A 7383-nucleotide genomic window follows, 5' to 3' on the forward strand; every position below is an offset into this window, starting at 1 on the left:
GGCTGGTTCGATCCGCCGGGGACGCGTTTGGTCGGATATCAGAAGTACGCTTACGTCAGCGACATCTGTATGCAGTTCGACTGGGCGGAGGGCTCGGGCAGGTGTGACCTCTTCTGGACGGGTCCGATCACTCCGCTTGCAGTACTGCCCGCGTCCGCCTCTCAGCGACTCCTCGCGTTCCAGATCGGCGTCCGCGCAGTTGGTCGTCGTGTCAGCAGAGTGGTGAGACGAACCAGCGACCGCCCGACGGTGTAACTCGCTTGTTGTCGGCCGATCCGCGGCAGAAGAGGGCGGTCGTGCTCGGGTGACCACCAAGACTGATACTGACGACAGGCTACCCTCGCACAATGCGGCTAACTGAGGGCGGTCGTTCGCAACCGTCTCGCCGGAGGACCTTCTTGAGCGCGTACGTAGCCAGGCCCCCTCTGCGTCACTTGGGTAGGTCGCCGCCCTCTAGGGGCATCAAAGATGGGCCGGAAGGCACCTTCCACCCGTTGCGTTTATGCACGGCCAGGGCAACGTCATGCGCATGGTTGGTGAGCGCCAGCAACGACTCAGCCTTTTCCCCCTCACGCCGGAACAGTCGAAGGTTGTTCATGAGTGCCATCGCCCAATCCTGAACCGAGGAAAGGGCAGCCAGCCGCTGATCCGGACTACCGACACCAATCCCTGACTTGACTCGACGCTCGACGGAATCGCGGAGGAGCGTCGCGCCCAGGGCCTGCTCTTCGCCAAGCCACCGGTCCAGTCCGGCCTATTGCAACTCGTCAACCAGCGCGGTGTTCGCGATGCGCAAGTCCCTGAGTGGGCCTGACACGTCATCGGTCATGGGATCCAGGCCAATGAGATGTTGAACAGCCTCAACACTCTTGGACCAAGCCGCCGACTGGACTGCCTCCCGGGCGTCGCTTTTTGCCTCAAGCGCCAACCGATGACTTTCGATCGAGCGTCGGTTGGCCAAGAGAGTCCCGACGAGTGCGACAACAAGCGAGAGCGCTGAATGATGAGAGCGGCAATGTCCACGCATCAGACCATCTCACGGAGCGGCAGAAGCGGTCGTGCGCTCGGGAACCGGAGCCGGAGGCTACCCTCGCACACTCTGCGCGGCAGATCAGGCCAGATCAGTTACACCAGATTTCGGACAGTCCCGGACTTGGAGGGCAGCCTGGATCTGACTCTGTACCTCCCCGACAGACAGTCCGGCTGTTGAACTCTGGGATCGCAGCAGGGCCATCACCTCTTCGTAGGCCTTCTCTACGCGTGCACGCCCACCGTGAAGGTAGTAGTCAACGACGTCGTCGTACTTCGCCGCCTGCTGGTCCGCCCAAGTGAGGCCGTGCCACACTTTGCGCACTCCCGGACGCAGCCATGGACCGTCCAGGCTCTGCAACCACTGCTCGGCTGCGGGCGATGGATCCCAAGGCGTCACGAGTCTCCACACCCCGACCGTGAGATCCGCCCACCTCTGGTCGGTCATCAGCCTCTGCAGCGACTCCTGTACGTCCGCCTTCTGCCTCGACGAGAGCTTCTGTGCGTAGCGTTTGACCTGGTAGACCACGTCAGAACCATCAGGGCCCGCACCATGATCGAGAATGTCAACGCCGCCATCAACCGGTCGACGGAGAAATCCTCACGGAGTCCGGTCGCTCCCGGTTCACGAACATCGCGATCACCGCCTCGACCTGGCCGCCCTGTAGCCTCGTCCAACTCAACCGCGCTCACGAGCCAATACTGACGCAACTGAGATCGCGGTGAAGCCCTGCGCACGCATCCGGGGGTGTCTGCGACCAGAAGCACGCAAGCGCGCACACGAAAGTCCAATAGCATCCGACTATGGTCGCCGCCGCCCCAGACGTGAACCCTTCTAGTGACATAGCGCTGAGGAGCCTGTCTCCGCGTTACGAAGAGGCGCACCACGAGCTGTACGTGCAGGCTCTCGTGGCCGCACTCAGAGACGAGGGCGGCATCAGAAACATTGCACTCACTGGGGCCTACGGAACCGGCAAGAGCAGTGTCCTTCAGAGGTTGGCGGACCTCCCCGAGTTCCGTGAGCGCGTCCTCGAACTATCACTCTCATCAGTCGGCGTGGCGGAACAGCGGCCAGAAGGTGAATCAGACGCAAACCCGGCGGCCTGGACGAAGGCAAACCTCATTCAGAAGGAGATTGTCAAGCAGATCCTCTACAGGGATCCGCCCGAGAAGACTCGCGGATCTCGATTTCGGAGACTGTCGCGATTCAGATGGAAAGGTGAGATGGGCATCTCCGCTGGCCTCGGGGCCTTGCTTCTCGCCATCGGCTGGGTGACCGGCATCACAACACCTCTATTGACGTGGTTAGGAGAATCCCCCGCCCTTTGGTGGCTGCTAACCGGTTACGCAGTTCTCTTGACCGTGCTGACCGGAGTCGTCTACTCACTGCGATGGTTGACGCACAACCGCGTCTTCCTAGAGAAACTGAGCGCGGGTCCCGCGACGGTGTCTTTGGCGCCCACGTCGTCCAGCTTCTTCGATCAGTACATGGATGAGATCGTCTACTACTTCGAGCAAAGCGGACGAGACATCGTCATCTTCGAGGACATTGACCGATTCGAGGACATCCATATCTTCGAGACCCTCCGAGCGCTCAACGCACTCCTAAACGGTTCCGAGCAGATCCGCCGCAGGCGGCGTGACAAGGCGCCTAAAGACAGGCGGCTCTCGCAGCCCATTGACGGAGAGCAGCCTGTCACCTCCCCTCAATCGGACCGACTGCCTGACGTTAAGTTCATCTACGCCCTCCGCGACAGCGTCTTCGAAAGGCTCGGAAGCGATCCCGAGCCAACCACCGGTGGCGAGTCAGCAAAGGCCGCGACCATGCCTCGCGATGACGGCAACGACGAGGTGCAGCGTGCGAACCGCACCAAGTTCTTCGACCTCGTGATACCAGTCGTGCCCTTCATCACCCACCGGAACGCTCGCGACCTCATGCTCAAAGCGATGGAGGGGACAGACGTGTCACGCGATCTCATCAACGTCGCCGCACGGTTCGTCGCGGACATGCGGCTCATCACGGACCTCCGCAACGAGTACGACACCTATGCCCACCGACTCCTAGCCCCACCCACGGCCATGCCTGGAATAGATCCCGATCGGCTGTTCACGCTCATCCTCTACAAGAGCGTCCACATGGCAGACTTCGAAGCAATCCGACTCGGGTCCAGCACCCTCGATGACCTGTACGACGCATGGCGACAGATCGTCAACGACTCGCTCCTGGACGCCTACGATCGCGACCGAGCGGCAACAATTCGCCGCGAAGCCAAGGATGTGGATGTCGCACGAGCGGCAGCGCTTGGAGACCGCCTAGAACTCGTTGCCAGGGCGATCACCCCTTATCAGCCGCGAGCCACCTACGTCTCGCTTAACGGGCAGCAGCATCGTGGCGATGAACTCAGGGAACCAGAGTTCTGGCGCCGGATTACTTCGCCGGACGCTTCCGTCTTGATCGTCAACCAGCACAGTCCATTGAATCTGACGCTGTCGAGGAGCCAACTAGAGACGCTGATGGGCCAGACTATGGACGAACGCGAATGGAAGCAGATCGATCACCGGGCCGCGGCATACGACCAGAAGAAGGCGCGAGCCGACATCCATTTCCTCCGCCATCACGAGTGGAGTCAGATCTACGGACGCCCCGAGTTCACGTCCAAGCCCACTAGCGGCTCCCCCCAAAGCTTCGCGGCCGCAACCGACCGGATCCTTCGTTCGAAGCTCGCTCGCACACTCGTGGCCGCTGGATACCTCGACCAGTACTTCGCCCTCTACGTGTCGATCTACTACGGTCAGCACCTCCGTCCCCGGGCTCTCAACTACGCTATTCACGCGCTTGACCGCGGCGTCCCCGATCTGAGCGCCGACCTCGACGGAGAGGACGTCGAAGCGATCATCATCGACATGGGCACCGACATTTTCAGAGACCGCGCCGCCTACAACATCAATGTGCTAGACCACCTGCTCACCAAGAGACGCTCCGAAGCAGAGATGATGGTTCGCCAACTCGCTACCTGGGACGAACCCGATCGCACATTCGCCGAGGCCTATCTCAAGTCTGGGAAAGAACAGGTCTCGCTTGTGCGGTTACTGGCGCCCCTTATGCCAAGCACCATCACTAGCTTCGTGATCAACGCCCCCCGCGAAATCCTGCCCGCGGTCGTCGACGCCGCCCTCGACTACGCCGGAGCATCGATAGAGGGCCCCGTCATAAACCAGACCGTCCTCGACAACTATCGGCAGTTTCCATCCATCAGCGCGACCGCTCAAACGGGCGAAGTCGATCTCCGAAAACACAAAACAATGGACGCCATAGCAAAGCTCGGGCTCCAGCTACCAGCAACAGAGCCGCTCACCCAGGACGCACGCGGCCGCGCCGTTGCACTCAGCGCCTACCAACTGAACGAAGCAAACATCGCCGACCTGACCGGACAAGCGTCCCTTGCCCTCGATGCCATCTTGGCGCAAAGCAGGCCAGTGTTCGATGTCGCGTTGGCACGTGCCGATGAATATCTGGCGCTCCTCCGCAGCCGCGACGGTGCCCACACCATCAACGACCCCAAGCAGTTCCTACCCATCCTCAAGGACGCGACCGAAGTCGCTGTCGACCCGAAACACGTCAATGAAATCATCAAGTACGCATCTTCTGCCTGCCACGTGGAGAACGTGGCGGACGCCCCCGAATCCGTGTGGCTGACCCTCGCCTCCGACAAAAGAATCACCCCGACGGCCATCAACCTGATCACCTATCTGGACCATGTCGGCTCCATCGACGACAGCGCGGCACAACTACTTGAAGACGTGCAGGAAATCCCAATAGCCGATGATCTCTCATCCGCAGACCGAGACCGACTTGCCCTCGGCATACTCAACGCCGGCGACTCCATACCCTCAGCCGACCATCGGGTGAAGCTCGCCGTCAGTCTCGACCCAACGTCGCTCCAGATCAACTCCCTAACGCCCGAGAGTGGCCCAATGACAAGCCTGTTGATTGGAGCGGGGCTGCTCCCAGACGACGAGACGACGTTCTCAAGCAAACTGATCCTCGACTGGAGCACCCGCGAGGCAGCACTCGCCCTTTCCCGCCGCGCCCAGGACTTCATCTCACCGCTCACACTCCCGCCAGACCAACTCACAGAGTTCTTCAATAGCGACCACATCCCACGAGCACTCAAGACCGCCGTACTCCACAAGATCCAAGACTTCCTCCCCACCTCAGGGAACGACGCGGTACACGCAACGACACGGTTCGCGATAGATGTCGCCGCCGACCTCCCGATCACCACCATCCACCAGCTCAGAGAGTCCGGAGCTCCCGACCGAGACGTCGTTGCGCTGCTCGCGCACTCCGCGTCGGTCACGCCGGATCAGGTTCGGGATCAGCTGCGCGCTCTTGACGACCCTTACCCCGCGATAGCTGATCGGGGATACAGCAAGCCCGTCGTCCCCGATGACGAGGCCCATCGGTGTCTCCTCGATGTCCTTCAAGAGGCCGGGATCGTGAGCCAGCACGAACGTGACGGACAAGTTCGTCGCGTCTATCTTCGAAGGCCACCCCGCGAATAGATGGGCGACGTCCCCCAAGTTGCGGCGCCACTCCCGTCCTCCGCATGACCATCTGGGAACCGCACACAGAAGCAAGCTGGAACGAGCTATTGTCGGACTGGCGTAAGCCGTGGCGTAGACTGGGTCACTGGAGTGGCGAGCGCTTCAAGGAACGGGAAGTCGTGGAAATCAACGTATCTCTCTTGAGTGATCAGGAGAAGGCAGTCCTCGAGGCAGAGAGCAAGAATCGCGGTTGGCGAGACGAACTGCGTACTCACCGCGCGGCTCTGATGTTCACCGGCCTATGGATAGTTGGCTGCTGGGCCGGTTTCCCTTGGATGGTGACGCACGCGCCGCGATCGCTCTCCTGGTTGGGGCCGTTGTTCATGCTCAGCACATGCTGGATCCCTTTCCGGATTATGGCGAAGGCGACACCGGCGGAACAGTTGCGCGCGAATGCCTACCTAGAGTCCATCGGCTATCGCGAACGGGTGCGTGAGGACGAGCAACGTCGACGGGCGCGCGCTGAGGCGACTGCGGAGACGGATGGTCCCGTGTACTGGGTGACTGGCAACTACGACCCGGAGCGGTACTACGGGTACTCCTACTCCGACCGTCAGATGATGCGTACCTTCGAGGTCGACGGCGACACCTACGACAACTGGGGAGAGAGCGGCATGTATGCCGACCGAGACTGACGAACGCCTGCGGCAAGGAGTCCTCGTACGGGCGCATCAAGCGCGCGATTTACAGAATGGCTATTCTGTCGCTGGGCGCGTGGTCGCCACAGGGTTCTGCGATGGCAGGGGTCCTTCAATACCGCCTCTCCAAAGGGACCCGGAGGAAGGTTTAACGTCGGGTGCGGCGGCAGCACCCAGTGTGGCTCGCTAGGTCCACGACGTCATGGTGCCGTGGGTCACTCAACAGGACTGGACGTGCGAAATCTGACCTAACCCATTACGGTGTCGCACCACGCCTTGATGGGCACCTCGTCGCTAGTGAATGACCTGCTGTCATGAATGATGAATCGGACCTGTCCGCGGATAGGTTTGTCGCCGCAAGTGATTCCCCCTACTTCTCCACCCCGAACAAATCAAGGAGTTACCTGATGGCCCGCACCACCGTTATCGTGATGGAAGACGACCTGGACGGAGGAGCTGCCGACCAGCAGGTCACCTTCGCTATCGATGGCGTCTCCTACGAGATCGACCTGAACAACTCCAACGCCGACCGACTCCGCGGACTCCTCGAGCCGTTCGTGGCGAAGGCCCGCCGCACCGGCGGCCGCCGATCGCCTTCCGCCGGTCCGCGGCGCAATCGGGCCGACTGGCTGTCCGACGTCCGGACCTGGGCCCGCGCCAACGGCCATCAGGTGTCCAGCCGCGGCCGGATCGCCCAATCTGTCGTCGACGCCTACAGCGCCGCGAACCCCAGCTGAAGAGGCTGCCTAGCGGCCGTGGCCGGCCATCCAGGCATGCAGCAGGTAGGCGAGTTGGGCCGGGCTGTGGATGCTGGCACGCCACCAGCACATGAGAATCACGACCACGCCAAGCAGTGGGCTGATCACCAACCGCTCGATGCTCTGACCGGTTGTGAAGAGGGCGACGGCCACCCGGCGCTGCGGATTCTTGATCCACACGATCGGGACCGGGAGCCCTTCGGGAATGAGCAGGTCGCCTAGCTGTACCCGGCCATGAGGTTGGTACCAGCGTGCCGGTTTGATTGAGCGAGAACCCCCGGATGGGATGTGGCTTGTCGAAGGTCACATCAACACCGGAGGTTCTCGTGTCCCACGGTAGTGCCCGGTTG

6 protein-coding genes are annotated in these 7383 nt (G+C 61.5%); 3 read left to right on the plus strand and 3 right to left on the minus strand.

What is annotated here, in order from left to right; translation table 11 throughout:
• Nucleotides 1-430 precede the first annotated feature (430 nt).
• Nucleotides 431-607 carry a hypothetical protein gene (locus tag OIE40_RS16835; RefSeq protein WP_264704194.1) on the minus strand — a complete coding sequence of 59 codons (177 nt, stop codon included), beginning with the start codon at nucleotides 605-607 and terminating at the stop codon, nucleotides 431-433.
• Nucleotides 608-1111: 504 nt separating this feature from the next.
• Nucleotides 1112-1558: a hypothetical protein gene (locus OIE40_RS16840; protein WP_264704195.1), complete on the minus strand. Its 447-nt coding sequence runs from the start codon at nucleotides 1556-1558 to the stop codon at nucleotides 1112-1114.
• A 275-nt stretch (nucleotides 1559-1833) separates the two neighbouring features.
• Between OIE40_RS16840 and OIE40_RS16845 the strand changes: the two genes are divergently transcribed.
• The 3 genes from OIE40_RS16845 (at nucleotide 1834) to OIE40_RS16855 (ending at nucleotide 7012) form a co-directional block, all read left to right on the plus strand.
• Nucleotides 1834-5595, plus strand: coding sequence for a YobI family P-loop NTPase (locus tag OIE40_RS16845; protein ID WP_264704199.1), 3762 nt, complete (start codon nucleotides 1834-1836; stop codon nucleotides 5593-5595).
• Between the two features lie 44 nt (nucleotides 5596-5639).
• Complete coding sequence (locus OIE40_RS16850; RefSeq protein WP_264704200.1) at nucleotides 5640-6272, plus strand: hypothetical protein; 633 nt, start codon at nucleotides 5640-5642, stop codon at nucleotides 6270-6272.
• 317 nt (nucleotides 6273-6589) lie between these two features.
• Nucleotides 6590-7012, plus strand: coding sequence for a histone-like nucleoid-structuring protein Lsr2 (locus OIE40_RS16855; protein WP_413774511.1), 423 nt, complete (start codon nucleotides 6590-6592; stop codon nucleotides 7010-7012).
• Nucleotides 7013-7021: 9 nt separating this feature from the next.
• Here the strand turns inward: OIE40_RS16855 and OIE40_RS16860 are convergent, their stop codons facing one another.
• The gene (locus OIE40_RS16860; RefSeq protein ID WP_264704203.1) at nucleotides 7022-7213 is read right to left on the minus strand and encodes a hypothetical protein; all 192 of its coding nucleotides are present in this window, start codon (nucleotides 7211-7213) and stop codon (nucleotides 7022-7024) included.
• Nucleotides 7214-7383: the final 170 nt, after the last annotated feature.

Origin of the sequence: Micropruina sonneratiae, from assembly GCF_025972045.1 — a bacterium.
In the GTDB taxonomy this organism is placed as follows: Bacteria; Actinomycetota; Actinomycetes; order Propionibacteriales; family Propionibacteriaceae; genus Micropruina; species Micropruina sonneratiae.

Excerpts from the sequence above, each read along its gene's own strand:
- OIE40_RS16835 (WP_264704194.1), bottom strand. The coding sequence starts at position 607 with ATGGCACTCATGAACAACCTTCGACTGTTCCGGCGTGAGGGGGAAAAG.
- OIE40_RS16845 (WP_264704199.1), top strand. The coding sequence starts at position 1,834 with ATGGTCGCCGCCGCCCCAGACGTGAACCCTTCTAGTGACATAGCGCTG.
- OIE40_RS16850 (WP_264704200.1), top strand. The coding sequence starts at position 5,640 with ATGACCATCTGGGAACCGCACACAGAAGCAAGCTGGAACGAGCTATTG.
- OIE40_RS16855 (WP_413774511.1), top strand. The coding sequence starts at position 6,590 with ATGAATGATGAATCGGACCTGTCCGCGGATAGGTTTGTCGCCGCAAGT.